This is a genomic window from Kineococcus terrestris, assembly GCF_041020755.1.
Taxonomy (GTDB): Bacteria; Actinomycetota; Actinomycetes; order Actinomycetales; family Kineococcaceae; genus Kineococcus; species Kineococcus terrestris.
The window spans coordinates 46,928-71,697 of the sequence record NZ_JBEUEI010000009.1; the positions used below are offsets into that span (position 1 = coordinate 46,928).

Annotated in this window: 27 protein-coding genes and 1 riboswitch; of the genes, 14 read left to right on the forward strand and 13 right to left on the reverse strand. The window is 78.2% G+C overall.

All coding sequences use genetic code 11. The annotated features are described in order from the left end of the window. Positions 1-19: 19 nt before the first annotated feature. Together AB8M62_RS07510 and AB8M62_RS07515 are read right to left on the reverse strand one after the other, a co-directional pair. A complete protein-coding gene (locus AB8M62_RS07510) occupies positions 20-556 on the reverse strand; it encodes a hypothetical protein (RefSeq protein ID WP_369054062.1) in 537 nt (178 codons plus the stop codon). 5 nt (positions 557-561) lie between these two features. Then, positions 562-1,374, reverse strand: a complete 813-nt coding sequence (locus tag AB8M62_RS07515) for a GNAT family N-acetyltransferase (protein ID WP_369069119.1) — start codon at positions 1,372-1,374, stop codon at positions 562-564. A gap of 113 nt (positions 1,375-1,487) precedes the next feature. On the opposite strand from AB8M62_RS07515, the gene AB8M62_RS07520 reads away from it, so the two are divergent. Further along, complete coding sequence (locus AB8M62_RS07520) at positions 1,488-1,871, forward strand: nuclear transport factor 2 family protein (RefSeq protein WP_369054064.1); 384 nt, start codon at positions 1,488-1,490, stop codon at positions 1,869-1,871. Here the strand turns inward: AB8M62_RS07520 and AB8M62_RS07525 are convergent. Next, complete coding sequence (locus tag AB8M62_RS07525) at positions 1,826-2,797, reverse strand: bile acid:sodium symporter family protein (protein WP_369069158.1); 972 nt, start codon at positions 2,795-2,797, stop codon at positions 1,826-1,828. The genes AB8M62_RS07520 and AB8M62_RS07525 overlap by 46 nt on opposite strands. Positions 2,798-2,888: 91 nt before the next feature. Between AB8M62_RS07525 and AB8M62_RS07530 the strand changes: the two genes are divergently transcribed. Further along, on the forward strand, positions 2,889-3,401 hold the full coding sequence (locus tag AB8M62_RS07530) for an NUDIX hydrolase (protein WP_369054065.1): 513 nt from the start codon (positions 2,889-2,891) through the stop codon (positions 3,399-3,401). Positions 3,402-3,416: 15 nt separating this feature from the next. On the opposite strand, the gene AB8M62_RS07535 is transcribed toward AB8M62_RS07530, so the two are convergent. From AB8M62_RS07535 to AB8M62_RS07570, 8 genes are read right to left on the reverse strand one after another with little or no spacing between them, the layout of a single operon-like run. Further along, positions 3,417-3,809 (reverse strand): VOC family protein, encoded by a 393-nt coding sequence (locus AB8M62_RS07535; protein ID WP_369054066.1) that lies wholly within the window; start codon positions 3,807-3,809, stop codon positions 3,417-3,419. A 46-nt stretch (positions 3,810-3,855) separates the two neighbouring features. Next, on the reverse strand, positions 3,856-4,743 hold the full coding sequence (locus AB8M62_RS07540) for a glycosyltransferase family 9 protein (RefSeq protein ID WP_369054068.1): 888 nt from the start codon (positions 4,741-4,743) through the stop codon (positions 3,856-3,858). Continuing rightward, on the reverse strand, positions 4,740-6,155 hold the full coding sequence (locus AB8M62_RS07545) for a PfkB family carbohydrate kinase (RefSeq protein WP_369054069.1): 1,416 nt from the start codon (positions 6,153-6,155) through the stop codon (positions 4,740-4,742). The genes AB8M62_RS07540 and AB8M62_RS07545 overlap by 4 nt, the downstream gene beginning before the upstream one ends. Further along, positions 6,152-8,041 (reverse strand): glycosyltransferase, encoded by a 1,890-nt coding sequence (locus AB8M62_RS07550; RefSeq protein WP_369054071.1) that lies wholly within the window; start codon positions 8,039-8,041, stop codon positions 6,152-6,154. Before AB8M62_RS07550 ends, AB8M62_RS07545 begins: the two co-directional genes overlap by 4 nt. After that, positions 8,038-9,018, reverse strand: coding sequence for a glycosyltransferase (locus AB8M62_RS07555; RefSeq protein ID WP_369054073.1), 981 nt, complete (start codon positions 9,016-9,018; stop codon positions 8,038-8,040). Before AB8M62_RS07555 ends, AB8M62_RS07550 begins: the two co-directional genes overlap by 4 nt. Further along, entirely contained in the window at positions 9,015-10,061 is a 1,047-nt protein-coding gene (locus tag AB8M62_RS07560; RefSeq protein ID WP_369054074.1) for a glycosyltransferase family 9 protein, read from the reverse strand. Before AB8M62_RS07560 ends, AB8M62_RS07555 begins: the two co-directional genes overlap by 4 nt. Continuing rightward, positions 10,058-11,596 (reverse strand): HAD-IIIA family hydrolase, encoded by a 1,539-nt coding sequence (locus AB8M62_RS07565; protein WP_369054076.1) that lies wholly within the window; start codon positions 11,594-11,596, stop codon positions 10,058-10,060. Before AB8M62_RS07565 ends, AB8M62_RS07560 begins: the two co-directional genes overlap by 4 nt. Then, the gene (locus tag AB8M62_RS07570) at positions 11,593-13,254 is read right to left on the reverse strand and encodes a carbamoyltransferase family protein (protein ID WP_369054078.1); all 1,662 of its coding nucleotides are present in this window, start codon (positions 13,252-13,254) and stop codon (positions 11,593-11,595) included. The genes AB8M62_RS07565 and AB8M62_RS07570 overlap by 4 nt, the downstream gene beginning before the upstream one ends. A 228-nt stretch (positions 13,255-13,482) precedes the next feature. Here AB8M62_RS07570 and clsA point away from each other — a divergent pair, with 228 nt between their 5' ends. The 9 genes from clsA to AB8M62_RS07615 all read left to right on the forward strand — a co-directional run bounded on the left by clsA (position 13,483) and on the right by AB8M62_RS07615 (position 18,952). Further along, complete coding sequence (clsA, locus tag AB8M62_RS07575; protein ID WP_369054079.1) at positions 13,483-14,046, forward strand: cardiolipin synthase ClsA; 564 nt, start codon at positions 13,483-13,485, stop codon at positions 14,044-14,046. 62 nt (positions 14,047-14,108) lie between these two features. Beyond that, the gene (locus tag AB8M62_RS07580; RefSeq protein ID WP_369054080.1) at positions 14,109-14,879 is read left to right on the forward strand and encodes a DUF881 domain-containing protein; all 771 of its coding nucleotides are present in this window, start codon (positions 14,109-14,111) and stop codon (positions 14,877-14,879) included. Continuing rightward, positions 14,876-15,208: a small basic family protein gene (locus AB8M62_RS07585; RefSeq protein ID WP_369054081.1), complete on the forward strand. Its 333-nt coding sequence runs from the start codon at positions 14,876-14,878 to the stop codon at positions 15,206-15,208. The genes AB8M62_RS07580 and AB8M62_RS07585 overlap by 4 nt, the downstream gene beginning before the upstream one ends. Then, a complete protein-coding gene (locus tag AB8M62_RS07590; RefSeq protein WP_369054082.1) occupies positions 15,205-15,957 on the forward strand; it encodes a DUF881 domain-containing protein in 753 nt (250 codons plus the stop codon). Before AB8M62_RS07585 ends, AB8M62_RS07590 begins: the two co-directional genes overlap by 4 nt. Positions 15,958-16,016: 59 nt before the next feature. Further along, complete coding sequence (gene gcvH / locus AB8M62_RS07595; RefSeq protein WP_369054083.1) at positions 16,017-16,403, forward strand: glycine cleavage system protein GcvH; 387 nt, start codon at positions 16,017-16,019, stop codon at positions 16,401-16,403. A gap of 77 nt (positions 16,404-16,480) precedes the next feature. Next, on the forward strand, positions 16,481-17,017 hold the full coding sequence (locus AB8M62_RS07600; protein ID WP_369054084.1) for an FHA domain-containing protein: 537 nt from the start codon (positions 16,481-16,483) through the stop codon (positions 17,015-17,017). A 47-nt stretch (positions 17,018-17,064) separates the two neighbouring features. After that, positions 17,065-17,772, forward strand: a complete 708-nt coding sequence (gene ftsR / locus AB8M62_RS07605; RefSeq protein WP_369054172.1) for a transcriptional regulator FtsR — start codon at positions 17,065-17,067, stop codon at positions 17,770-17,772. 21 nt (positions 17,773-17,793) lie between these two features. Next, a complete protein-coding gene (locus AB8M62_RS07610; RefSeq protein WP_369054086.1) occupies positions 17,794-18,273 on the forward strand; it encodes a bifunctional nuclease family protein in 480 nt (159 codons plus the stop codon). Between the two features lie 76 nt (positions 18,274-18,349). Then, positions 18,350-18,952, forward strand: coding sequence for a MerR family transcriptional regulator (locus tag AB8M62_RS07615; protein WP_369054087.1), 603 nt, complete (start codon positions 18,350-18,352; stop codon positions 18,950-18,952). 115 nt (positions 18,953-19,067) lie between these two features. Here the strand turns inward: AB8M62_RS07615 and AB8M62_RS07620 are convergent, their stop codons facing one another. Next, the gene (locus AB8M62_RS07620) at positions 19,068-19,727 is read right to left on the reverse strand and encodes an SMI1/KNR4 family protein (protein ID WP_369069121.1); all 660 of its coding nucleotides are present in this window, start codon (positions 19,725-19,727) and stop codon (positions 19,068-19,070) included. Between the two features lie 144 nt (positions 19,728-19,871). Next, the gene (locus tag AB8M62_RS07625) at positions 19,872-20,633 is read right to left on the reverse strand and encodes a ParA family protein (protein WP_369054091.1); all 762 of its coding nucleotides are present in this window, start codon (positions 20,631-20,633) and stop codon (positions 19,872-19,874) included. Between the two features lie 97 nt (positions 20,634-20,730). Further along, a riboswitch (glycine riboswitch) is annotated at positions 20,731-20,831 on the forward strand. Positions 20,832-20,982: 151 nt separating this feature from the next. Between AB8M62_RS07625 and gcvP the strand changes: the two genes are divergently transcribed. The 3 genes from gcvP to AB8M62_RS07640 are packed head-to-tail and all read left to right on the forward strand — an operon-like array spanning position 20,983 to position 24,726. After that, entirely contained in the window at positions 20,983-23,844 is a 2,862-nt protein-coding gene (gcvP, locus tag AB8M62_RS07630) for an aminomethyl-transferring glycine dehydrogenase (RefSeq protein ID WP_369069159.1), read from the forward strand. 4 nt (positions 23,845-23,848) lie between these two features. Beyond that, a complete protein-coding gene (locus tag AB8M62_RS07635; RefSeq protein ID WP_369069122.1) occupies positions 23,849-24,304 on the forward strand; it encodes a hypothetical protein in 456 nt (151 codons plus the stop codon). After that, positions 24,301-24,726, forward strand: coding sequence for a nitroreductase family deazaflavin-dependent oxidoreductase (locus AB8M62_RS07640; RefSeq protein ID WP_369054093.1), 426 nt, complete (start codon positions 24,301-24,303; stop codon positions 24,724-24,726). The genes AB8M62_RS07635 and AB8M62_RS07640 overlap by 4 nt, the downstream gene beginning before the upstream one ends. The last annotated feature ends 44 nt before the right edge of the window (positions 24,727-24,770 follow it).

The window sequence follows — 24,770 nt, forward strand, 5'->3', positions numbered from 1 at the left end:
TGCCGGCCCGCCGGCGGGGTCAGTGGCTCGCGGTCCCGCGGCGCGACTCCAGCACCGGGTCGACCAGGTGCTCGACGAGCAGGCCGGTGGCGATCGCGTCGACGGCCGCGTGCAGCACCTCGACCACACCCTCCCCGCGCTGCCAGGTGCGCGGCGGGGCGCCCGCGCCCGTGGCGTTCTCCAGCGTCTGGTCGACGATGATCCGCGTGAGCGTCTGCGCGACGGTCGCCCGCACGACGACCAGCCCGCTGGCCCGCCACACCCCGCGCAGGGCCCCCAGGGCGACGCTCGTGCCCACCCGCATGGCGGCCGTGGCCGCGGCGGGGCGCTCGTCGTCGCCGGGGGAGCGGCCCGCGAGCAGCAGCAGGGTCCGCCCGGCCACGTAGGAGGCCGGCCGTCCCGTCACGGCGCGCTCGAGGCGCTGGCTGACCGCCGTCGCGGCCGCCCCGGCCAGCCCGCTGACGGCGCCGATCCCGGCGGCCCGGGCCAGCACGGCGCGGCGCCCCGGCGCCGCGGAGCGCACGCGCACCCCCGACCTGTCGAGCACGGTGTCCACGACGTTCACCCTCGCGGTCCGCGGCCGCTCCCGCCACCGGCCGGGTCCTCGGGGGCGCGCACCTCGAGGCCCTCGACCTCGGTGAACCCCAGCCGGGCGTACACGCGCGCGGCCCGCTCGTCGTCCGGCTGCAGGTGCGCCAGCCGGGCGCCGGCCGCGGCGGCGCGCGCCAGCAGCCACGACGACAGCGCCGCACCGACGCCGCGCCCGCGGGCGTCGGGGACGACCCCGACACCCGCCAGCAGCACCGCCGGCCCGGCGGCGCCGTCCGAGCGCACGGCGTACGCGGTGCCGACCGCGCGCCCGCCAGCGCGGGCCAGGCCGACCTCCACCCCGGCCCGCACCGCACCGGCCGCCAGGTGCGGGCCCAGCCAGGCGCGCGCCCGCCCCGCGTCCCCGCCGAAGGCCGCCACGTCGACGGCCGCGACGTCGGCCAGGTCCTCCGGTCCTGCGAGGGCCAGGTGCACGCCGGCCGGCGGGACCGCGGACCGCAGGCCGGCCGCGGGCACCGCCATGAGCCGCTGCGCCACCACGAGCCTCCCCGGCGGGTCCACCAGCCCGGGAGGCGTGCGCCAGGCCCACGGCACCCCCTCGGCGGCGAACCAGGCCGCCACGGCGCCGGGGTCCACGAGCGCGGGGCCGAAGAGGTCGGCGCCGTTGAACTGCGGGTGCCGCAGGCCGCTGGAGGCCAGCCGCGCGCCGGGCAGCTCGGCGACCGCCCCCCCCGGGACGGACCCGCGCCAGCTGCGCCCACGCGTCGGCGTGCGCGGCGCGCACCAGCGGGCCGTCCGGCGGTTCCACCGGCCGGACGCTGCCATCGCCGCCACGGCGCGGCAACGGGTTTCCGCGCCGGGCCCGCACCCCGGTCCTGGACCCCGGCGCGCCCGTGCGGGACCCTGGGCGCGCCAGGACCGCGAGGAGGGGGACGGCGATGCCCACGGCCGAGGAGAACCGGGCCCTGCTGGAGCGGTACTTCGCCGCGCTGGGCGACGGCGGGGACTTCACCGCCTGCTACGCCGAGGACGTCGTGTGGACCGACTGCTCGACGGGTGAGGAGTTCCGCGGCCGGGCCGCCGTCCGCGAGCACGTCCTGGACCTGCACGGCCGGGCGCACGTCGAGCGGCCGCGGGGCCTGTCGCTGGACGTCGGTGACGAGCGCGCGCACCTGGAGGGCGAGTTCACCGGCGGGCCGGGACCGGCGGTCCCGTTCTGCCTGGCGTTCGACCTCGCGGCCTCGCCGGACGGCGTCCTCGTCGCGGCGCTGCGCCTCTACCTGTCCGCGGACCGGCTGACCCCCGCGCGCACGTCCACCTGAGCCGCGTCCGGGACCGGCCGGCGCGACCACCAGGTGGCCAGCAGCGAGCCGGACACGTTGTGCCACACCGAGAAGATCGCCGCGGGCAGCGCGGCGGCCGGGCCCACGTGGACGGTGGCCAGCGCTGCGGCCAGCCCGGAGTTCTGCATCCCCACCTCCACGCTGATCGCCCGGCGGCTGGCCACCGGCACCCGGCACAGCCGGCCCACCGCGTAGCCGAGCGCGAACCCGCCGAGGTTGTGCAGCACGACCGCCACCACGAGCAGGGCGCCGACCTCCAGCAGCGTGCCCGCGCTGCCGGCCACGACCGCCGCGACGACGACGGCGATGCCCGCCACCGACACCAGCGGCAGCGCGTCCAGGCAGCGCTCCACCAGGCGCGGCAGCAGCAGCCGCAGCAGCAGCCCGGCCACCACGGGCACCAGGACGATCTGCACGATCGAGGTGAACAGCGCCGTCCCGCTCACGGGCAGCGACCGCCCGACGAGCGCCAGCACGAGCAGCGGTGTCAGGAACGGCGCCAGCAGGGTGGACACCGACGTCATCGCCACCGACAGGGCCGTGTCGCCGCGCGCCAGGTACACCACGACGTTGGAGGCCGTCCCGCCCGGCGCCGCGCCCACCAGCACCATCCCCGCCGCCAGGACCGGCGGCAGGCCCAGCAGGTGCGCCACGCCCCAGCCCAGCAGCGGCATGATCGTGAACTGCGCGGCCACCCCCAGCAGCAGCGCCCACGGCCGCCGGCTGATGAGCGCGAAGTCCACCGGCCGCAGCGTCATGCCCATCCCCAGCATGATCACGCTGAGCAGCCACGGCACCGCCGGGGTCCAGCCCGAGGGCACCGCGGGGAACGCCAGCGCCAGCGCCCCCGCCGCGAGCACCACCACGGCGAACCACCGGCCGACGGCGTCCCCGGCGCGCGCCATCCCCGACCGCGGCGCGCCCGGCGCCGTCCCGTCCTGCGTCCTCGTCACGGTCCCCGAGGCTCCCACGCCCGCGGGGCGGCACACTGGCCAGGTGGTGGCACCGGCGGGCGCGGCGGCAGGGACGCGGGCGCGCGGGCCGCGCCGCAGCGCGGGCCTGCTCCTGCACCGCCCCGCGCCGGACGGCGGCGTCGAGGTCCTCATCGCGCACATGGGCGGGCCGTTCTGGGCGCGCCGCGACGAGCGCGCCTGGTCGGTGCCCAAGGGGGAGCCGGAGGAGGGCGAGGACCTGCTCGCCGCCGCCCGCCGGGAGTTCACCGAGGAGCTGGGGCTGCCCGTGCCGCCCGGCGAGCCCGTCGCGCTGGGGGAGTTCCGCCAGTCCGGCGGCAAGGTCGTCAGCGTGTGGGCGCTGGCCGGCGACCTCGACGTCACCGCGCTGCGCCCGGGCACGTTCGCGCTGGAGCACCCGCCCGGCTCGGGCCGGGTGCGGCACCACCCGGAGGTGGACCGTGCGGCGTGGGTGTCGCCCGGGGTGGCGCGCGCGAAGCTCGTCGCCGGTCAGGCGCCGGCGGTGGACCGGCTGCTGGAGCTGCTCGCCGGGGGTTGAGCCCGCCGGGCCCCGTCAGCCCCCGGACGCCTCCTCGGGAGCCTGGCCGGACCCGTCCAGGCACAGGCAGAACGGGTGCCCGGCCGGGTCGGCGTACACGCGCCACGTCGGGTGCTGCGGCGAGGTGTCCAGGACGGTCGCGCCCAGCTCCAGGGCGCGGCGCTCGGCGTCCTCGAACGCCGGCACGTGCAGGTCCAGGTGCACCTGCTGCGGCACCCCGCCGGCCGGCCAGGTGGGGCGCACGTGGTCGGGGGCCAGCTGGAAGGCCAGGACGTGCCCGTCCCCGCGCACCTCCACCCAGTCCTCGGAGGACTCCTGCTCGTCGACCTCCCAGCCGAGCAGGCCCGCGTAGAAGCGGGCCAGGCCCGCGGGGTCGGGGGTGTCCAGGGCGACGGCGCCGAGCTTCACGGCGCCAGCCTGCCCCGCGACGGCCCGCGGGACAACGGGCCGGGGCTCAGCGGCCCAGCGCCGCGACCGCCGCCAGCACCTCCTCGACGCCGATCCGCGCCAGCGTCGGGTCGACCTCGTCGGCGTGCGGGTCGCCGACGTAGTCGTCGGCGGCCGGGTCGCCGTGCCACAGGACGGTGTGCAGGTGCGCGTCGACCGCCGGACCCCACCAGTGCGGCGGGGTCGGCCCGAACAGCAGCACCGACGGCGCGCCGAAGGCCGTGGCCAGGTGCGCGGTGCCCGTGTCCCCGGACAGCACCAGCCGCGCGTCGGCGACCGTGCGGGCCAGCTCCTCCAGCGACTGCGTCCCGCACAGGTCCCGCGCCCCGGCCCGCGCCAGCGCCGCGCCCAGGTGCGCCTCGTCGGCCGTGCCGGTGACGACGACGGGGGAGTGCGCCGCCAGGGCGCGCACCACCCGCGCCCACCGGTCCACCGGCCAGCGGCGCGAGCCCGACGCGGCGCCCGGGTGTACCACGACCGGTCCGGTGCCCGTGCCGGAGCCCAGCCGCAGGTCCTGCGGCGTCCCGGCGCCCACCAGCCGGCACCAGCGCAGCACCTCGTGCTCGTCGCGCACCCACACCGGCCCGTCCGGCCACCCGTCGGTGGCGAACCCCAGCAGCTCCCGCGGCCCGGTCGCCGCCAGCAGCGCCCGGCTCTCCGGCCCGCGCCCGTGCAGGTCCACCGCCAGGTCCGGCGCCGCGACCGGCGGCAGCGGGTCCAGCCACGAGGTCGCCAGCACCTCGTCGACGACGCCGCGCACCCGCAGGAACTCACCCACCGCGCGCGGCGCCGCCAGCACCAGCCGCTGCTCCGGGTGCAGCCGGCGCAGGCCGCGCAGGGCCGGCACCCCCGCCAGCAGGTCCCCCAGCCCCAGCGCGCGCAGCGCCAGGATCACGCGCGGCCCCGCTCGAGGATGCGGGTGGTCGAGCGCCCGTCCAGGTAGGGCAGCAGCACGACCCGCCCGCCCCAGCCGCGCACCAGCGGCGCCTCCGGCAGCTCCGCGCCGCCGTAGTCGCCGCCCTTGGCCCACACGTCCGGGCGCAGCGCCTCCAGCGCCGCCCGCGGGTCGTCCTCCTCGAAGACGACGACCGCGTCGACGCTGGACAGCGCCCGCAGCACCCGCTCGCGGTCGACCTGGCCCACCACGGGCCGGCCCGGGCCCTTCAGGCGGGCCACCGAGGCGTCGGAGTTGACCAGCACCACCAGCGCGTCGCCCAGGGCCCGCGCGGCCTCCAGGCAGCCCACGTGCCCGGCGTGCAGGACGTCGAAGCAGCCGCCCGTGGCCACCAGCGTCCCGCCGGCCGCCCGCACCCGCGCCGCGACCTCCTGGGCGCTCTCCGCGCCGCGCGCGAGGGGCTCCGTCGCCGCGGTGGCGGGGGCCGCGGTCGTCCCGCCCGTCGCCGCCGCGCGCGCGAAGAACCCGCTCGTCCCGCCGCGGGCCACCCACGCCGAGGCGTCCTCCACCGCGCGCGCCACCGCCGGCGACAGCGCGCCCGTGGCCGCGATCCGCACCGCGGCCGTGGCCGCGAAGCGGTCCCCGGCCCCGCACGGGTCGCCGGCCGCCGGCACCGCCGGCACGTGCAGCACCTCGCTGCCGGCCACCGCGCAGAACGCCCCGTCCGCGCCGGCCGTCACGCACACCGCGCGCGCCGCCCAGCGCTCGCGCACCAGCGCGGCGGCCTCCGCGGCGCCCAGCGACCCGTCCCCGGCCGCCGCCCGCGCCTCGGCGAGGTTCGGCGTCACCAGCGCGCAGCCGGGCACCGGGTCCCCGCCGCGCGGGTGCGGGTCCCAGACCACCGGCGTGCTCGCCGCCGCGGACGTCAGCAGCTCGCGCAGCACCGGGTCGCGGGTCGTGCCCGCCCCGTAGTCCGAGACCAGCACCACGTCGGCCTCCGCCAGCAGCCCCGCCACCCGGGCGCGCAGCGGCGCGTCCAGCGGCCCCGGCGTGCCCGGGCCGCCGTCGTCCAGGCGCAGCAGCACCTGCCCGTTGCCGCGCACCCGCGACTTGCGGCGCGTGCCGCCCGCGTGCGGCAGGGCCACGACCTCCACGCCCGGCAGCAGCTCCACCAGCCGGCGCCCGGCCTCGTCGTCGGCCACCGGCGCCACCAGCGCCACCCGCACCGGGGTCTCGCCCGGCCCGGCCGCCAGCAGGGCCGTCAGCCCCGCCCCGCCGGGCGACTCCACCGTCCCGGTCAGGTCCACCACCGGCACCGGGGCGTCCGGGGCCACCCGGTGCACGTCGCCGACCAGCTCGCGGTCCAGGACCACGTCGCCGACCACCACCACGCGCCGCGGCGCAGCGCTCACGCGGACACCTCCGCGCGCACGGCCGTCAGGTCCACCGTCGTGGTGCTGCGCACCGCCGGCAGGTGCGCCTCCACCGCCACGCACAGCGCGTGCACCGCCATCAGGTGCCCCTCCTGGATCGCCGACGTCGACGGCCCGGGCAGCCCCAGCGCGTCGTCGCACACCGCGGCCAGCGGGTTCGCCGCGCTCGTCGTCAGCGCCCACGTCGTCACCCCGCCCGCGCGGGCGCGCTCGGCGGCCCGCAGCAGGTTGGTGCTGCGCCCGCTGGTGGACAGCAGCAGCAGCACGTCGCCAGGACGCCCGTGCGCCTCCACCTGCCGCGCGTACACCTCGTCGGGGCCGTAGTCGTTGACGACCGCCGTCACCGTGGAGGTCTCCGCGTGCAGCGACAGCGCCGACAGCGGCCGCCGCTCGCCGACGAAGCGGCCCACCAGCTCGGCGGTCAAGTGCTGCGCCTCGGCGGCGCTGCCGCCGTTGCCGGCCACCAGCAGCCGCCCGCCGCTGTCGACCACGTCGACCAGGTGCCGGCCCCAGCGGTCCAGGCGCTCGCCCTCGGCCTCCAGCGCGCTCAGCACCCCCTGCAGCTCCAGCACGTGCTCGCTCAGCCACGCCCGCGTCGTGGGGCGGCCGTTGGCCGCCGTGCGCCGCGGCAGCGCGAGCACCTTCTCGTAGGCGGCCTCGGTGGCCGCGGCCACCCGCGCCCAGTCGTAGCGCCGCCGGGCCACCTCCTGCCCGGCCGCGCCCAGCCGCGCCGCCGTCGCCGGGTCGGCCACCACCGAGCGCACGGCCGCCGCGACCGCGGCGGGGTCGGCGTGCCCGGCGGCGTCCACCGGCACCAGCCGGCCCGTCTCGCCGTCGCGGACCGTGTCGAGCATCCCGCCCACCGCGCTGGCCACCACCGGCAACCCGGCGGCCATCGCCTCCAGCACCGCGATGCCGAACGGCTCGTACCAGGGCGTGGCCAGCAGCACGTCCGCCGAGGCCAGCAGGCCCGGCAGGTCCGCCGGGTCCACCCGCCCGACCATCCGCAGCCGCTCGGCCACCCCGTGCTCGCGGGCCAGCTGCACCAGCCGGCGCGCCTCCGGGTCGCCCTCCAGCTGCGACGGGTCGGGGCCGCCCGCCACGACCAGCTCGGCGTCCGGCAGCTCCACCAGCGCGCGCACCGCCACGTCCACGCCCTTGCGCGGCACCAGCCGGCCCACGCTCAGCAGCCGCGTCGGGCAGCCGGGCAGCTTGTCGCCCACCACGGCCGGGCCGCTGCGCGGGCGCGCGAAGCGGGCCACGTCCACCCCGCAGGGCACGACCTGCACGCGCCGCGGCGCCGCCCCGGAGCCGCGCAGCTCGTGCACCTCGTCGCTGCAGGTGGCGACCACGAGGTCGCACTCGGCCGCCAGGGTCCGCTCCGCCCCCAGCCGCTGCGGCGGGCTGGTGTCCGCGGCCCCCTGGTAGCGGCGCTTGACGCTGCCCAGGGCGTGGAAGGTCTGCACCACCGGCAGGTCCAGGTCCCGCGCGGCCGGCAGCGCCGCCGTGCCGGACATCCAGAAGTGCGCGTGCACGACGTCGGGGCGCTCCAGCTCCCACTCCGCGCGCAGCACGTCCGCGAACGCGGGCATGAACGGCGGCAGCTCGTCCTTGGGCACCGGACCGGCCGGGCCGGCGTCCACGTGCACGACCTCCACACCGCGGCGCAGCGCCGTGCGCGCCGGCAGGTCCGGCGCGTCGCGCCGGGTGTAGACGACGACGGTGTGCCCGCGGTCGGCCAGCGCACCGGCCAGCGCCGCCACGTGCACGTTCTGCCCGCCGGCGTCCACGCCGCCCAGCACCGCCAGCGGGCTCGCGTGCTCGGACACCATCGCGATCCGCCGCGGCTCGCGCGCGCGCCTCATGCCACCACCCCCGTCAGCCGGTCCACCCCGCCACGCTCCGCCACCGCCGCCAGCAGGCGGTCCCAGTCGGCCAGGAACCGCTCCACGCCGAACGCCGCCAGCGCGTGCTCGCGCGCCGCCAGACCGCGCTCGCGGGCCTCGTCCGGGTCCGCCAGCCAGCGCCGCGCCGCGGCCACCAGCGCGTCCGGGTCGCTGGAGAGCACCCCGGCCGCGGGCGGCACGGCCTCCGGCGCCGCCGTCGCCGGCAGCGCCAGCACCGGCAGCCCGGCCATCATGGCCTCGATGAGCGACAGTCCCAGGCTCGTCCAGCGGTAGGGGTGCAGGTAGGCGCGGTGCGCGCCCAGCGCGTCGTGCACCGCGGCCTGCGGCAGGTCCTCGGAGACCGTCAGCCGGTCGGCCAGGGACTGCACCCCCATGCCGTACAGGTGCACCGGCACCTGCTCGGCCACCCGCAGCAGCACGTCCGTGCCCGCCACCCGCCAGCGGCGCACCGGCTCGTTGACCAGCGCCGCCAGCGACGCCGACTCCCCGGTGAAGCGGTACCCGGGGTCGATGACGCCGTGGTCCACGAGCGTGGTCGGCGCCCGCCCGCAGTCCCAGTACAGCCGGTTGAAGGCCGTCACGTGCGCGACCGGCACCTCGTCCTGGTCGGCCAGCGGGTGCCGGCTGTCGGCCGCTCCCGCGCGCGGCGCGTCGTGCTCGACGTACACGGCCGGCAGGTCGCGCCCGGGCCGGCGGCCCGTCCAGCGCTCCACCAGCTCCAGCTCCTCGGGGCGCTGCAGCACCACGACGTCGACGTCGGCGTCGCGCAGCGCCTCCGGGGCGACCTCCACGGCGCTCGCGGGCCAGTCCCACGTGCGGGCGCGCCCGCGCCCGTCGGGGCCGCGGTCGGGCACCACGGGCAGCAGGTAGTCGTGACGGCCCTGCACGAACGCGGTGGTCCACGAACCGTGCACGTGCCAGACGAGGATCCTCACGGCGCACCTCCTGGGGTCGGGATCGGGGCGAGCGCGTCGACGGCGGCGACCAGCCGCGGGGTGTCGACGCCCGCCAGGCAGGGGTGACCGGGCACGGGGCACTCCCGGGCGCGGGTGCCGGCGCACGCGGCGGCCTGGTCGCCCAGCACCACGCGCGCCACCCCGTACGGCGCCCACCGGGCGGCGGGCACGACGGGCGCGAACCAGGAGACCACGGGCGTGCCGACGGCCGCCGCCAGGTGCGCCGGGCCGGTGTTGCCGACGACGACGGCGTCGGCGCCGGCCAGCACCGCGGCCAGCAGCGGCAGGTCGGTGCGCCCGCCCAGGTCGGTGCCGCGCCGGCCGGCCACGCGCGCGGTCAGCTCCCGCTCACCCGGCCCGCCGGTGACGACGACGGCGCGGCCCTCGGCGGCCAGCTGCGCCACGGCCTCGGCGGCCTGGCCCGGCAGCGGCGCGCGCGCCGGCACGGAGGCGCCCGGGTGGACGACGACGTACGGGCCGGCCGGCAGCGCGCCGCCGAGCGCCGCCCGGGCGTCGGGCAGGTCGTCGCGCACCCGCAGGCGGCCGTCGTCGCCGTCGGGCAGCGCGAACCCGGCGGCGCCGGCGAGGTCGAGCATGGCCTCCACCTCGTGCCGCTCCGGCAGGCCCGGCGCCTCGCGGCGGTGGCGCACGTCCAGCAGCGAGCCGGGGTAGTCCTCGCTGGCGGCGGCCAGGCGCGGCACCCCGGCCAGGCGCAGCAGCAGCGCCAGCGGCAGGGGGCTCTGGTGGAAGGAGGTGAAGACCACCGCGGCGTCGTAGGCGCGCCCGCGGACCTCGGCGACGAAGGCGTCCAGGGCCGCGGCGTCCACGGCCGGCGGCGCGTACCCGCTCCACGGCGGGTCGAGCACGAGGACGTCGCGCACCCCCGGCAGCAGGCGGGCGGCGCCCGCGCCCGCGGGGGCGGCCAGCACGTCCACCTCGGCCGAGGCCGCCAGCGCCCGCACGGCCGGCCCGGTCAGCAGGACGTCGCCGTCGTTGTCGGTGCGGCAGGCGAGGACCCTCACGCGCCCCCCTCGCCGGCGCCGGCGGCCCGCGCGCCGGTGCCGTCCAGCAGCAGGGCGAGGGCCCCGGCCAGGTCGGCGGCGACCTCCGGCGCGTCGCGCACCTCCTCGGAGCGGGTGACGGGCGTGGGCACCAGCACACCGCGCGCGCCCGCGGACAGGGCCGCCTCGACGTCGGCGCCGATGTCGCCGACCACGGCGCACTCGGCGGGCAGCACGCCGAGCGCGCGGGCGGCGTCCAGCACCATGCCCGGCTGCGGCTTGCGGTGCGTGGACGGCTCGTCCGGGCCGTCGGTGCACACCTGCACGGTGTCGAAGGGGCCCAGCAGGTCGCCGACGCGCGCGTTGACCCGGTCGACGTCCTCGCGCGTCAGCAGGCCGCGCGCCACCCCGGACTGGTTGGTGACCACGCCCGTGGCCAGGCCCGCCGCGCGCACGCGCACGACGGCCTCGGCGGCGCCGTCCACGGGCTCCACCAGCTCCGGGTCGCCGTTGTAGGGGACGTCGTGCACGAGGGTGCCGTCGCGGTCGAACAGGACCGCGCGCAGCGGCGGCGGCCACGCCGGCGCGCCGCGGCGCCAGCGCCACTGCGCGCGCAGGCGGTGCCACACCGCGGCGGGCGGGATCGCGGCGCTGGTCAGGAGCATCCGGCGCACCTCGGCGCCGTCGCGGGGCCCCGGCGCGATCCGCCGCCAGGCGAACTCGCCCGTCAGCGCCAGCCAGGCGGTCCCGGCCGCGGCGGCGGCGCGCGGGCGCCGGGCGGCCAGCAGACCGGCCGCGGCGAGGGCCGCGGCCGTCGTGGCCGCGTGCTGGGGCAGCCGGCCCAGCGGTGCCCGCGCGCGCTCGCGCCACCCGGGCCCGTGCAGGGCGTCCATGAGGACGTCGTCGGCGTTGCCGCGCTGCTGGCGCAGGCTGGCCAGGTCGTCGGCGGGGCGGACGGGGTGCACGGCCCCGTGCTCGCCGCGCACCAGCTCCCACCCGGCGTCCAGGACGCGCAGCGCCAGGTCGGCGTCCTCGCGGAAGGCGCGCGGGAAGCGCTCGTCGAAGCCGGCGACGGCCTCCAGCGCGGCGCGCCGGTAGGCCATGTCGGCGGTGATCCACGCGGCGTCCGCCAGGCCGGCGGTGCCGCGCTCCCAGTCGGTGGGCCGCCGGCCGGCGGGCAGCGGCACCTCGATCTGCCCCTGCACGGCGCCCGTGCGGGGCCCGGCGGCGTCCAGGTCGTCCTGCAGCGCCCGCGACCACCCCGCGGGCAGCAGCACGTCGTCGTCGACGAAGGCGACCCACGCGGTGCGGGTGCGCCGCCAGCCGGCGTTGCGGGCCGCGGCGGGCCCGCGCCCGCCGGAGCGGACCACCCGCAGCGGCAGCGCCGCGCGCACCTCCTCGGCCACCTCCAGCGGCGCGCTCCCGCGCCGGTCGTCGACGACGACCACGAGCTCGGGCCGCGGACCCTCCTGCGCGGCCAGGGACCGCAGCAGGACGTCCAGGCTCGGCCGTCCCACCGTGGGGACGACGACGGACCAGGCGCTCTCGCGGCTCACCGCGTGAACGTGCTGCGGCGCACCAGGTGCGGGCCGAGCACGAGGACGTCGACGGGAGCGGACCCGAACAGCTCCAGCGCGTCGCGCGGGTCGTCGACCATGGGGCGGCCGGCGGTGTTCAGGCTGGTGTTGACCACCACGGGCAGCCCGGTGCGCTGCTCGAAGGCGCGCAGCAGGGCCGCCACGCGCGGGGTGCGCTCGTCGTCGATCGTCTGGATGCGGGCGGTGCCGTCCACGTGCGTGACGGCCGGGATCCGGTCCTTCCACTCCTGCGCGACGTCGTGCACGAAGAGCATGTACGGGCTGGGGAACGGCCCGCCGGAGAAGATGTCGCGGGCGCGCTCGGACAGCACCATGGGCGCCACGGGGCGGAACTGCTCGCGGCCCTTGACGTCGTTGAGGCGCTCGAGGTTCTCCTTCTTCCCCGGGTGCGCCATCAGCGAGCGGTGGCCCAGGGCGCGCGGGCCGAACTCGGCGCGGCCGTCGAACCAGGCCACGACGCCGTCGGCGGCCAGGACGTCGGCGACCTCGCCGGCCAGGTCCGCGGGCGTCGTGTAGGTCACCCGCGCCCGGTCCAGCCAGCCGGCCAGCTCCTCGTCGCTCCAGGAGCGGCCCAGCGCCGCGCTCGTCATCGGCTCCAGCGTCTCGCCGGCGTCGGCGGCCAGCTGCAGGGCAGCGCCCAGCGCCGTGCCCGAGTCGCCCGCGGCGGGCTGCACGAAGACCTCCTCGAACGGCGACTCGCGCCAGATCCGGGAGTTGGCCACGCAGTTCAGCGCGGTGCCGCCGGCCATCGTCAGGACCCGCTCGCCGGTGCGCTCGTGCAGCCAGCGCGCCACGTCGACGAGGGTGCGCTCGAGCACCTCCTGCACCGAGGCGGCCAGGTCGGCGTGGACGGTGTCGGTGCGCGGGTCCCACTGCTCGCCGTCCAGCAGGCGCGGCGCCCAGCGCGACCAGTCGGGCGAGCGGGCGACGAACCCGCCGTCGCCGGTGGCGTGGACGAACTCCTCCAGCTCGTCGGCGAAGCGCGGCTTGCCGTAGCTGGCCAGCGCCATGACCTTGTACTCGTCGGAGGAGTGCAGGAAGCCCAGGTGGCTGGTCAACGTCTCGTACAGCAGGCCCAGGGAGTCCGGCAGGCGCTGCTCGTGCAGCACCTCCAGGGACCCGCCGCGGTAGCGGCCGGCCAGGGAGGACACGTGCTCGCCGCGGCCGTCGACCGTCAGCACCGCCGAGGAGCCGGCGCGCGCGGCCTCGGGGGAGGCCAGCGCGGCGGAGGCGGCGTGCGCGACGTGGTGCGGCACGAAGCGCACCTTGGCGCGGTCGATGCCGAAGGCCGTCTCGACCGCCTCGGGGGCGCGCTCGGCGTAGCGGGTGCGGATGGCGTCGTCCGGGTCGCCCAGGTCCAGCTCGGAGGACGGCAGCACCAGGCGCGGGTCGTAGGAGTAGCCGACGACGTCGACGTCCTCGGGGCGCAGCCCGGCGATGGCCAGGCAGTGCTTCACGGCCAGCTCCGGCAGCTCCCACGTGGAGTACGGCACGGGCCGCTTGCCGTGCTTGCGGCGGCTGAAGCGCTCCTCCTCGGCGGCGGCGACGGTCCGCCCGTCGACGACCAGCGCGGCCGCGGGGTCGTGGAAGACGGCGTTGATCCCGAGCACTCGCATGAGCGGCCCTTCGGTAGGACTGGAGGCGCCCGCTGGTCTGGAGCGTCGTGGAAGGACGGAGCGCGGGCGCGCTGACGATCACGGCCCGGTCGAGCCGTAGGCTGCCAGAGCCGGGGGGCGGTCGCCCGCCGGAGCGCCCCCGGCGTGTCGGAGCGGGCCGGTGCGCCCGGGGCGCCGGCCGGGGCGCGGGCACGAGCGGGGAGGACGCCGGTGGGCCGGGTGTGGACGGTGCCGAACGCGCTGAGCGCCCTGCGCCTGCTGCTGGTGCCCGTCTTCGCGGTGCTCGTCGTGCGCGGCGAGGACGGCTGGGCGCTGCTGGTGCTCGTGGTCAGCGGGGTCAGCGACTACCTGGACGGCGCGCTGGCCCGCCGCTGGGACCAGGTGACCCCGCTGGGGCAGCTGCTGGACCCCTTCGCCGACCGGCTCTACATCTTCGCCACCCTCATCGGCCTGGCCCTGCGCGACCTCGTGCCGTGGTGGCTGGTGGCGGTGCTCGTGGCCCGCGACGTCGTCATGACCGCGACGCTGCCGGTGCTGGCCCGGCTGGGGCACGGTCCGCTGCCGGTGCACTTCCTGGGCAAGGCGGGCACCTTCTGCCTGCTGTACGCCTTCCCGCTGCTGCTGCTGGGCGAGCTGGTGCCGGCGCTGTCGGCGCTCGCCGGTGCGCTCGGCTGGGCCTTCGCGCTGTGGGGCGCGGGCCTGTACTGGTGGGCCGGCGGCCTGTACCTGGTGCAGGTGGCGCGGCTGCGGCGGGCGGCGGCCGCCCGCCCCGCGGCGGGGGCGGGCGCGTGAGCGGGGGCGAGCGCCCCGGTGACCGGCCCCGCGGGGGTGCCGGCCGGCGGCCCGACGCCAGCATGAGCCTGATCACCGAGCTCGTGCAGCGGCCCCTGGACCCCGGGTACGCCGAGGCCGCCCGCCGGCGCGGCGGGGCTGCCCGCCCCGCGGCCGGCCGGGCCGCCACGCTGCTGGCGCTGGCGCTGGTGGGCGCCGTCCTGGCGGTGGCCGCCGTGCGCGCCGACGAGCGCGCCCCGGCCGCCGACCGCGGCCGCCAGGAGCTGCTGGCGCGGGTGGAGGCGGGCACGGCGCGCGCCGACGAGCTGGCCGGGCGGGCCGCGCAGCTGCGCGCGGGCAACGCCCGCCTGCAGGAGCGGCTGGGCGGGGCCGCGGCCTCGGCGGCCGCCGCGCGCGCCGACGAGCTGGCGGTGGCCGCGGGCGCCGTGGCCGTCACGGGCCCCGGGGTGCGGGTCGTCCTGTCCGACGCCCCGCCGGACGCGACGACCGGCACGGGCGAGCGGGTCGTCGACCGCGACCTGCAGGTCGTCGTCAACGGCCTGTGGCTGGCCGGGGCGGAGGCCGTGGCCGTGGACGGGGTGCGGCTGACGTCGCTGTCGTCGATCCGCGCGGCCGGCGAGGCCGTCCTCGTGGACTACCGGCCGCTGACCCCGCCGTACGCGGTGGAGGCGGTCGGCGGCGACCTGCAGACCGGGCTGGCCACGACGGTCGCCGGCCGCTACCTGCAGGCGCTGCGCGACAACTACGGGCTGGGCGCCGAGGTGGAGGCGGTGGACGAGCTGCTGCTGCCGGCCGCGGGCCGCCTGGACCTGCGGGTAGCGTCGGCGCCGTGATCGCCGCGGTCGGGCTCCTCGTCGGCGTCGTCGCCGGCGTGCTGCTGCAGCCGGAGGTGCCGCTGTGGCTGCAGCCGTACCTGCCGATCGCCGTGGTGGCGGCCCTGGACGCCGTCTTCGGCGGCCTGCGCGCCGTCCTGGACGGCATCTTCGACGACCGGGTCTTCGTCGTCTCCTTCGTCGCCAACACCGTCGTGGCCGCGCTCATCGTCTACCTGGGCGACCAGCTGGGCGTGGGCTCGCAGCTGTCCACGGGCGTCGTGGTGGTGCTGGGGGTGCGGATCTTCTCCAACGCCGCCGCGATCCGCCGGCATCTGCTGAAGGCGTGAGCGGGGACGGGCGCCCCGCGCCGGCTCCGGGGGCGTGGCGGGCGCTGGGGCGCGCGGCGGTCCCGCGCGCCACCCGCGGTCAGCTGCTGGCCGGGCTGCTGTGCGCGGTCCTGGGCTTCGGCGTGGTCGCGCAGGTGCGCCAGACGCAGGTGGCGGGGCTGGAGGACCTGCGCGAGGCGGACCTCGTGCGGATCCTCGACGACACCACGGGGCGCGCCGACCGGCTCGCCGAGGAGGTGCGCGCCCTGGAGCAGACGCGGCGGGAGCTGACCGAGGGCGGCGACTCGGCGCGCGCGGCCGAGCGCGCGGCGCAGGAGCGGGCCACGGCGTACGGGCTGCTGGCGGGGACGCTGCCGGCCTCGGGGCCGGGGATCGTGGCCACGGTCACCGACCCGGCGGGGGCGGTGACCGGCACGACGCTGCTGTCGGCGGTGCAGGAGCTGCGCGACGCGGGTGCCGAGGCCGTGCAGGTCGGCTCCACGCGCGTGGTGGCGAGCACGGCGTTCGCCGACGCCCCCGGCGGGGCGGGCGCCGGCGTCCTGGTCGGCGGCGCCCTGGAGCAGCCGCCGTACGTGGTGCGGGCGGTGGGCGCGCCGGACACGCTGGCCACGGCCCTGGACATCCCCGGCGGGGTGCGCGAGACGCTGCGCCAGCTGGGCGCCGAGCTGGACGTGAGCACCGGCGACGAGGTCGTGATCAGCGCCTTGCACGCCGTCTCGGAGCCTCAGTACGCTCGCCCGGCCCGCTGAGCGGCGGGCGGGGGAGCGCCCCCGCCGCCCCGCTCCGCCCGACCCCTGGAGGGACCCGCATGGCGTCCGACGTGCCCGCCGAGCTGCGCTACACCACCGAGCACGAGTGGGTGCGCGTGGAGGAGGACGGGACCCTGCGGGTCGGGGTGACCGACCACGCCCAGGACGCCCTCGGGGACGTCGTCTACGTCTCGCTGCCGGCCGAGGGCGAGACGGTCGCGGCGGGCGCGGCGTGCGGGGAGGTGGAGTCCACCAAGAGCGTCAGCGACATCACGGCGCCGGTGGCCGGCACCGTCCTGGCGCACAACCCCGGTCTGGAGACCCGTCCGGACCTCGTCAACGCCGACCCGTACGGCGAGGGCTGGATGTTCACCCTGCGCGCGGACGACCCCTCGGCCCTGGAGGGCCTGCTCGACGCGGAGGGCTACCGGGCGCACACGGGTTGACGCCCGCCCGGCTAGGGTGGCGAGCGTGATCGTGCGGCTGCGGTCAGTGCTCCATCAGCGCGTCGAGAGGTGGTGCGATGTCCACGGGCCAGACCAGCGGTGAGCCCGCGGGGGACGGGCGTCCGCAGCGGGTCCCGGACCCGGCGGAGGAGCGTCCCACCGATTCGACGATGTCCTTCTCGGGCCTCGTCGTCCCCGAGGTGCACGAGGCGCCGGCCGAGGGGGGCCTGTCCGCCGACGACGCCGCCGCGATCGAGGCGCTGCCGGTGGGCTCGGCGCTGCTCATCGTGCGCCGCGGGCCCAGCAGCGGCTCGCGCTTCCTGCTGGACGCCGACCGCACCACCGCCGGGCGGCACGAGTCCAGCGACATCTTCCTGGACGACGTGACGGTCTCGCGCAAGCACGCGGAGTTCGTGCGCGCCCCCGACGCGCGCACGGGCCCGGGCTTCCGGGTGCGCGACGTCGGCAGCCTGAACGGCACGTACGTCAACCGCGAGCGCATCGACGACGCCGTGCTGCGCACGGGCGACGAGGTGCAGGTCGGCAAGTACCGGATGGTCTACCACGCCAGCCCCCACGCGGCCGCGCCCGCGGGGGAGCAGGGGCCCGCGTGAGCGCGGCCCTCTCGCGCGCGGAGGCGGTGGACCCGGACCTGCCCCGCATGACCATCGGGGAGGTCATGGCGCTGCTGTCCTCCGACTACCCCGACGTGACCATCTCCAAGATCCGCTTCCTGGAGGAGCAGGGGCTGGTCGAGCCGCAGCGCACCCGCTCGGGGTACCGCAAGTTCTCCACCCGCGACGTGGAGCGGCTGCGCTACGTGCTGACCGCCCAGCGCGACCACTACCTGCCGCTGCGGGTCATCCGGGAGAACCTGGACGCCCTGGACCGCGGGCTGGAGCCGCCCGCCTCGCCCAGCGCGCACCCGGTGGCGCCCGAGGACACCGGGGTGCCGGGCACCCCGGGCCCGGACCGCTTCGACGGCCGCGCGGCCCGGTTGCGGCTGACGCGCGCGGAGCTGCTGCGCGACTCGGGCGTGGAGCCGGAGCTGCTGGAGGCCCTGGAGCAGTTCGGGGTGCTCGCCCCCGTGCCGGGCGGCCCCTGGTACGACGGGGAGGCGCTGGAGGTGCTGCGGGCGGCCGCCCAGCTGGCCTCGTACGGCATCGAGGCCCGTCACCTGCGGGTCTTCAAGTCGGCCGCGGACCGCGAGGTGGGGCTGGCCGAGCAGGTCGCGGCGCCCCTGCAGCGCCGCCGCGCCGACGCCGGCACGGGCCCGCGGCCGGAGCAGGTGGCCCGGGAGATCTCCGCCGCCTGCCTGCGCCTGCACGCCGCGCTCGTCGCGGGCGCGCTCGGGCGCATCACCGGCTGACGAGCGGGGTACGGTGCGGGAGTGCGCGCGCTCGATGTCATCGGCGTCCGGGTCGAGATGCCTTCCAACAACCCGATCGTGCTGCTGCGCGAGCGGGACGGCGACCGCTACCTGCCGATCTGGATCGGCGCCCCGGAGGCGAGCGCCATCGCCTTCGCCCAGCAGGGCGTGGTCCCGCCCCGCCCGCTGACCCACGACCTGCTCAAGGACGTCATCGAGGCCCTCGGCCGCAGCCTGACCGAGGTGCGCATCGTCGCGATGCGCGACAACGTGTACTTCGCCGAGCTGGTCTTCGACGGCGGCCTGAGCGTGAGCAGCCGCAGCAGCGACGCGATCGCGCTGGCCCTGCGGGTCGGCTGCCCCATCGTGGGGGCCGAGGAGGTCCTGGACTCGGGGGGCGTCCCGGTGCCCGACGAGGACGAGGACGAGGTGGAGAAGTTCCGCGAGTTCCTGGACCAGATCAGTCCCGAGGACTTCGAGTCCGACCAGGGTGAGCGCTGAGACGCGCCGCGCGCCTCGTTGACGCTCCGGGGGTGCCGCTCTACGGTCGGTACGCAGACATGACGAGGAGGCCGGCGTGAGCAGTGGCGGCGATGCGTTCGCGGGGTCGTCGGGCAGGGTGCCACCCGTCCGCGCCCAGGGTCTGCTGTTCGCGGAGGACCTGCCGGACCTCGACGAGGAGGTCGGCTACCGCGGGCAGACCGCGTGCAAGGCGGCCGGCATCACCTACCGGCAGCTGGACTACTGGGCCCGCACCGGCCTCGTGGAGCCCAGCGTGCGCGGGGCCACCGGCTCCGGCTCGCAGCGGCTGTACGGCTTCCGCGACATCCTCGTGCTCAAGGTCGTCAAGCGGCTGCTGGACACCGGGGTGTCCCTGCACCAGATCCGCACCGCGGTGGTCCACCTGCGCGAGCGCGGTGTGGAGGACCTGGCGCAGATCACGCTCATGAGCGACGGCGCCAGCGTGTACGAGTGCACCTCCGCCGACGAGGTCATCGACCTCGTGCAGGGCGGTCAGGGCGTCTTCGGCATCGCCGTGGGGCGCGTGTGGCGCGAGGTGGAGGGCGAGCTGGCCTCCCTGCCCAGCGAGCGCCCCGCCGAGCGCGTGGAGCCGGGCACGGCCGCGATGGTCCTGGCCGACGAGCTGTCCGCCCGCCGCCGCGCCCGCGAGGCCGGCTGACCCACCCCCTCCCGACCCGTCCCCACGACTCCTGGCGCGGTCTCCACCCCTCCTCGGGCGAGGAGGGGTGGAGACGCGCCAGGAGTCGTTCCGAGCGGTCCCGTCCGCGGTCGGGTCAGTCGAGGAGGTGGCGCAGCGGCATCGCCTGCACCGCGAAGGGGTCGACGACCCAGTCGTGGCTCTCCGGCAGCCACACCACGGCCGCCAGCAGCGAGTCGGCCCACGTGCCCAGCAGGACCTCCAGGTCGACGCGCCAGCCGTGCTGGTAGCCGTCGCGGGCCTCCACCAGCGCCAGGTGCTCGACCACGGTGGCCGTCCCGCCCAGGCGGACGGCCACGAGCTCCTCGTCGCGGGCGAACAGCGGCAGCAGGCCCGGCGGCGTGCCGGGCCCGACACCGGTGCCCGCGGAGCGCTCCAGCGCGTCGGCCAGGCGCAGCGGCACCCAGCCGCCGGGGCCGACGGTGGGCGAGGAGGAGCGGTAGCGGGTGCGCACGGCCTCCACGCCGTCCACGCGCCGCCACCAGGCGCGCGCGCCGGCGGGCACGCGCAGGCCGGTGCGCTCGGTGACGGCGTCCAGCTCGGCCTCGGTGACGCCGGGGCGCAGCCGCCCGGCGATGTCGGCTCCCACCCGCGTCCACTGGGCGCGCAGCCGGTCCAGCAGCGCCCCCACCCGCGCGTCGGCGGGGTCGACCGGGTCGACGGGGTCCACGGGGTCGACCGCCGGGGGAGCCGGTGAGGGTTCCACGAGCGCCGGGACGCTGCGGGAGGGGCGCACGACGCGCCGCCTTCCGCCGGTGGCGGACGAGTGCACACGACCTCCTCGGGCGGTTCCGGTCCTCATCATCGTCGTCCGCGGCGATCTTCGCCAACCCGTCCGCGGCGCGCGGCGGCGGGGCCCGGCGAGGCCCGGCGAGGAGTGTCAGCGGGGGGTCAGGACGCGGTCCAGGACCGCGTCGAACTGCTCCAGGAGACCGCGGGCCCCGGCCCCGCGCAGCGCGGACAGCGGCACGCCGGCGCCCTGCGACTGCGGGACGGCGACGCGGTCGGGCACCGGCGGCAGCAGCAGGTCGCCGACCAGGGTCCGCAGCTCCTCCAGGCGGAAGCGCTGCTCGACCGAGCGCGGCTGGTAGCGGTTGACCAGGACGCCCACCGGCCGCGGGCCCGAGCGCAGCCGGCGCACCTCGCGCAGCGTGCGGTCGACGGCGGCCACGGAGAACCGGCTGGCGTCGGAGACGACGAGGACGGTGTCGGAGGCCGCCCACGCCGAGCGGGTCAGGCCGTTGAGGGAGGGCGGGCAGTCCAGCAGGGCGAGGGCGTGGTCGTCGACCTTGCGCAGCGCCCGGCGCAGCTGGCCGAGGGTCTCCGGGTCCGGCTCGGGGGTGTCGTGGCGCGCGGACTCGTCGGAGCCGGTGAGGACGTCGAGCAGGCCGGGGTGGTCGGCCACCCAGCCGCTGGGGGCCACGGCGGCCTCGGCGATGCGCCGCTTGGGGCGGTCGAGGACGTCGGCGACGTCGTGGGCGCGGCTGGCGCGCACGTCCAGGCCGGTGGTGGCGTCGGCCTGCGGGTCCAGGTCCACCACGAGGGTGCTGACGTCGCGGCGCACGGCCGCGGCGGCCAGGCCCAGCACGGCGGAGGTCTTGCCGACGCCGCCCTTGGCGCTGCAGACGGCGAGGGTGATCACCGGGCGGACCCTAGCGCCTGCGGCGGCGCGCCGGGCCCGGGACGGCCGCGGGGGCGCGCGTGTCGCCCGGCGGTCGCTAGGCTGGGCACCGGCCGTCTCACCCCGCGCGGGAGAGACCCCGGCGCCCACCGCGGCGACCGGGGCGCCGAAGGGGCAACTTCCCCGGAACCTCTCAGGCCGAAGGACCGCGCGGAGCAGGCCGCTCTGGAGGGCGTGCGCCCGACAGACGGGGAGGTCCTCCCGCCCGCGACCTCCGGAGAGCCCCGTGACCACCGCCACGCCGCCCGCCCCGTCCACCACCGCGCCGACGACCGCTGCGGCCACCGCCGCCGCCGCGCGGCCCGCCCCCGTGCTGCCGCCGGTGCCCTTCAGCGCCCGCCACACCGGCCCCGACGCCGCCGAGCGCGCCCGCATGCTGCAGGTGCTGGGCCTGGCCTCCACCGACGAGCTCGTCGAGCGCGCCGTGCCCGCGGACATCCGCGACGAGGCCCTGGACCTGCCGCCGGCCCTGGACGAGGCGGCCGTGACCGCCGCCCTGCGCGAGCTGGCGGGCCGCAACCGCGTCGTGCCCTCGATGATCGGGCTGGGCTACCACGGCACCCGCACCCCGGCGGTGGTGCGCCGCAACGTCCTGGAGAACCCCGCCTGGTACACCGCGTACACGCCGTACCAGCCGGAGATCTCCCAGGGCCGGCTGGAGGCCCTGCTGAACTTCCAGACGGCCGTGGCCGACCTGACCGGTCTGGACGTGGCCAACGCCTCCCTGCTGGACGAGGGCACCGCCGCCGCCGAGGCGATGACGCTGGCCCGGCGCACCTCGAAGGCCCCCGCGGACGCGGTGTTCGCCGTGGACGCGGACGTGCTGCCGCAGACGCTGGACGTGCTGCGCACCCGCGCCGAGCCGCTGGGCCTGGAGCTGGCCGTCGTCCACCTGGACGGCGAGGACGGCGCCGGCGGCGACCCGCTGGCCGCGCTGGGCGAGCGTCCCGTCTTCGGGGTCCTGGCGCAGTACCCGGGCACCTCGGGCGCGGTGCGCGACCTGCGGCCCGTCGTCGAGGCCGCCCACGCCCGCGGGGCGCTCGCGGTGGTCGCGGCCGACCTGCTGGGCCTGGCGCTGCTGACCTCCCCCGGTGAGGCGGGCGCCGACGTGGCCGTCGGCTCCAGCCAGCGCTTCGGGGTGCCCATGTTCGCCGGCGGCCCGCACGCGGCGTACATGGCGGTGCGCCGCGGGCTGGAGCGCTCGCTGCCCGGCCGCCTGGTGGGCGTGTCGGTGGACGCCGACGGCGCCCCCGCCTACCGGCTGGCGCTGCAGACCCGCGAGCAGCACATCCGCCGCGACCGCGCGACGAGCAACATCTGCACCGCGCAGGTCCTGCTGGCCGTGATGGCCGGCTGCTACGCCGTCTGGCACGGCCCGGAGGGGCTGCGCACGATCGCCGCGCAGGTCGCCGCCCGCGCGGCCGGGCTGGCCGCGCGGCTGCGCGCCGCCGGCGTGGAGGTCGTGCACGACGCCTTCTTCGACACCGTCCTGGCCCGGGTGCCCGGGCGCGCCGACGAGGTGGTGGCCCGCGCCCTGGCGGCGGGGGTGAACCTGCGCCGCGCCGACGCCGACCACGTCGGCCTGACGTGCGACGAGACGACCACCGACGAGCACGTGGCGGCCGCCCTGGCCGGGTTCGGCATCGACGCGGGCGGCCCCGCCGAGGCCCCCGGCGCGCCCGCCGGCGCGCCCGCCGACGCGCCCGCCGACGCTCTGCCGGACGCGCTGCGCCGCACCTCGCCGTTCCTGACCCACCCGGTGTTCTCCGCGCACCGCTCGGAGACGGCGGTGCTGCGCTACCTGCGCCGGCTGTCCGACGCCGACTACGCGCTGGACCGCGGCATGATCCCGCTGGGCTCGTGCACGATGAAGCTGAACGCGACCACCGAGCTGGAGCCGGTCTCCTGGCCGGAGTTCGCCGACCTGCACCCCTTCGCCCCGGCCGACCAGCTGGCCGGCACCACCGCGCTGGTGGAGGACCTGGAGCGGATGCTCGCGGAGGTCACCGGCTACGACGCGGTGTCCGTGCAGCCCAACGCCGGCTCCCAGGGCGAGTTCGCCGGGCTGCTGGCGATCCGCGGCTACCACCGCGCCCGCGGCGAGGACCACCGCCGGGTGTGCCTGATCCCCAGCTCCGCGCACGGCACCAACGCGGCCAGCGCCGTGATGGCCGGGCTGAAGGTCGTCGTCGTGGCCTGCGACGGCAACGGCGACGTGGACCTGGACGACCTGCGCGCCAAGACCGCCGAGCACGCCGACGACCTGGCCGCGCTGATGATCACCTACCCCTCGACGCACGGCGTGTACGAGGAGGCCGTGCGCGAGGTGTGCGCGCTCGTGCACGACGCGGGCGGGCAGGTGTACGTGGACGGGGCGAACCTCAACGCCCTCGTCGGGCTGGCGCGCCCGGGCCGCTTCGGCGCGGACGTGTCGCACCTGAACCTGCACAAGACGTTCTGCATCCCGCACGGCGGCGGCGGCCCGGGCGTCGGGCCGGTCGCGGTGCGCGCGCACCTGGCCGAGCACCTGCCGCGCGCGGTGGCCTCGGCGCCGAACGGCTCGGCGGGGATCCTGCCGATCTCCTGGGCGTACCTGCGCCTCATGGGCCCCGAGGGCCTGCGGGAGGCGACGGTGCAGGCCGTCCTGTCCGCCAACTACGTGGCCGCGCGGCTGCAGGAGGCGTTCCCGGTGCTGTACCGGGGCCCGCGCGGGCTCGTGGCCCACGAGTGCGTCCTGGACCTGCGCCCGACGACGAAGGCGACGGGCGTGACCGTCGAGGACGTCGCCAAGCGGCTCGTCGACTACGGCTTCCACGCGCCGACGATGTCGTTCCCGGTGGCCGGCACGCTCATGGTCGAGCCCACCGAGAGCGAGGACCTGGCGGAGATCGACCGGTTCTGCGACGCGGTGCTCGCCATCGCCGCCGAGGTCCGCGACGTCGAGCGCGGCCGCTGGCCGGTCGCGGAGTCCCCGCTGCGCCAGGCCCCGCACACGGCGGCCTCGCTGGTGGGGGAGTGGGACCACCCGTACACGCGCGCCGAGGCCGTCTACCCCGGCGGCACCGACCCGCGGGCGAAGTACTGGCCGCCGGTGCGGCGCATCGACGGTGCCGCGGGCGACCGCAACCTCGTCTGCTCCTGCCCGCCGCTGGAGGAGCTCGCCGAGGGCTGAGCGCGTGGACGCGCCCCTGGCCGCCCTGCTCGTCGTGAGCGCCCTGCACGCGGGGTTCCAGGCCGTGGTGACCGTGGTGGTCTACCCGGCGCTGGCCGACCTCGCGCGCTCGGCCGTGGCGGACCGGGCGGCCTGGGCGGTGGCGCACACCGCGCACTCGCGGCGGACCACCGTCCTCGTGGCGCCGCTGTACCTGGCGCTGCTCGCGGTGTGGGGGTGGGTGCTGCTCGCCGTCCTGCCGTCCACCGGGCCGACGCCCGCGCTGGCGGTGGCGGGCGCCGGCACCGCGCTGGCGGGCGGGACCACGGCGCTGGTGGCCGCCCGCCTGCACGTGCGGCTGGGGCGCGAGGGCCCGCGGCCGCAGCTGGTGGCGGCGCTGCTGCGCGCGGACCGGGTGCGCTGCGCCGGCGCGCTCCTCGCGCTGGCGGGCGCGGTGGCCGTGGGTAGTGTCGCGCCATGACCTCCGCGATCGACCTGCACGGCGACCCGCACGTCCAGCGCTACCTCGAGACGGACGGCGAGGACGGGTACGTCTGGCGCAACGGCACGACCATCCTGATCCTCTTCACGAAGGGCCGGAAGTCCGGCGAGCAGCGCTCGCACGCCCTGATCTTCCGCGAGCACGAGGGCGCGTACCTCGTCGTCGCCTCCAAGGGCGGCGCCGAGGCGCCCCCCGCGTGGTTCCTCAACCTCGAGGCCGACCCCGAGGTCGAGGTGCAGGTGAAGGGCGAGCGGTTCCGCGCCCGCGCGCGGGTGGCCACGCCGGACGAGAAGCCGGTGATGTGGACGGAGATGGTCGAGGTGTGGCCCGACTACGAGGACTACCAGCGCAAGACGTCCCGGCAGATCCCCGTGGTCGTGCTGGAGCGCGTGGAGGGCTGAGACCCGCACGACGAGAGGCCCGGCCGGGGCGTTCCCCGGCCGGG